The sequence below is a fragment of the Bradyrhizobium sp. P5_C11_2 genome (assembly GCF_054049755.1).
On record NZ_JBFULT010000897.1, the window covers coordinates 1 to 1867 of the forward strand.

The 1867-nt window shown below is 61.6% G+C and carries 2 protein-coding genes; one reads left to right on the forward strand and one right to left on the reverse strand.

Annotated elements, in window-relative coordinates:
• The coding region (locus ACXJL8_RS40030; RefSeq protein WP_456686921.1) for a DapH/DapD/GlmU-related protein at positions 1-837 on the forward strand (837 nt) is incomplete at its 5' end.
• Positions 838-1019: 182 nt separating this feature from the next.
• Here ACXJL8_RS40030 and ACXJL8_RS40035 read toward each other — a convergent pair.
• A complete protein-coding gene (locus tag ACXJL8_RS40035; RefSeq protein ID WP_456622349.1) occupies positions 1020-1826 on the reverse strand; it encodes an N-acyl homoserine lactonase family protein in 807 nt (268 codons plus the stop codon).
• Between the last annotated feature and the right edge of the window lie 41 nt (positions 1827-1867).

Here is a 1867-nt window from a genome sequence, read left to right on the forward strand (position 1 = left end):
AAGCAGGAGATCGTAAGATCGTTAGGTGGTTCGGCAGATGGATATGCGCGATTCGACAGTATTCGCGACGTCGACATCGTTCCAATCCATACCCAAATTGAGTCCCTGGCATCCGCGCCGACTGGCGTGCACGACTCGTATCTTCGACTCCATCTGCTGAGCCACCGGCTCGTCCAGCCCAATTGCCTGAACCTTGAAGGAATTTTCAGCCTGTTACCCAGCAACGCTTGGACGACTCTCGGTCCCTGCGAGTACTCTCGTGTGCCACAAGCGCGAATGGAGGCACGAAAGCGCGACCTCGCGTTCGAGGTGACCGCCGTCGACAAGTTCCCGCGCATGACCGATTATGTGACGCCAGCAGACGTGAGAATTGCAGATGCCGCTCGTGTAAGGCTCGGAGCTTACCTCGCACCGGGCACGACCGTCATGCATGAGGGCTTTTGCAATTTCAATGCAGGCACGCTTGGTCCCTGTATGGTCGAAGGTCGGATAAGCGCAGGTGTGGTTGTTGGTCGTGGCAGCGACGTTGGTGGCGGGGCGTCGATCATGGGCACCCTGTCCGGCGGAGGGAAAGAAAGGATTACAGTTGGCGAGCGCTGCTTGATCGGAGCGAACGCAGGTATCGGCATTTCATTGGGTGATGATTGCGTCGTCGAAGCAGGCTGCTATGTCACAGCGGGTGCCCGCATTCTTCTGGAAGATGGCCGAGTCGTGAAAGCTAAAGAACTCTCGGGCCAGAAGGGCCTTCTATTTCGGCGCAATTCCCAAAGCGGCGCCCTTGAGGCAACCCGGCGCGCGCCAAATTGGGACGGCCTCAACGCGCAGCTTCACGGTTAGGCAGCTAACTCTAGGCTAGGAGTCACCGGCGACGAGCGTGGCGCGCCAGCGATGTCGCCTTGTGGCCCGACCAGGACCTCCGGCGGTGCTCGTTTGCGCGCTGCTTTCAGGAGCACAGCGGACATCAGGCCCGCCCGATCTGAGCCGCGCCTAGGACTTAGAAGTACACGCCCCGGATTCCGTCACTTCGCAAACGATCTCGACGGCGGCAAATGCAGCGCCCAGACGTCGACCTTGTCGCTGGCACGCGGATAAATCTCCGTCACGATCGGGTCATGGCCGGGAATGAACCGGTCGGGATGGCCGGCGAGGCGCTCGATCGTCTCCCAGCCGGCCGCCATGTCGCCGACATTGTAGACGATCGGAAACGGGCTCCTGCGCTGGAGATTGGCGTAGTAATGCGCGGCATCGGAGGCGAGCACCACGGGTCCGCGCGCGGTCTCGACCTTCACCACCTGCAAGCCGTCCGAATGACCGCCGACGCGGTGCACGGTCACGCCCGGCGCGATCTCGCCGTCGCCGGAATAGAACGTGACCCGCTCGCCGTAGACATGACGCACCATCTGCGTGACGTGCTCGACCGAGAACGGATGCCGCAGCAGGCCGTTGCACATGCAGCGCCCGGTCGCGTAAGCCATCTCGCGCTCCTGAAGATGGAAGCGCGCGTTCGGGAAGCGATCGAGATTGCCGGCGTGGTCGTAATGCAGATGCGTCACGATAATGTCGCGAAGGCTCGACGCCGCGACGCCAAAACGTTCCAGCGCATCGACCGGATTGAGCGTCAGCTTGCGCGCCCGTGCGCTCGCCTCCTCGGCATTGAAGCCGGTATCGACCAGGATGTCGCGGCCGCCGCCGCGGATCAGCCAGACGAAATAGTCGAGGTCCTGCGCCGCGCTGTCATGCGGATCCGGCGCCAGGAAGTTCATGCTGGGGGTGCGCGGCGACATCGTCGCATAGCGGAGCGCGTAGATTTCGTGGGCGTTTCCCATGGTTTTTGGTCTTTGCTTTTATTTTTCTGAGTGGACGGGAC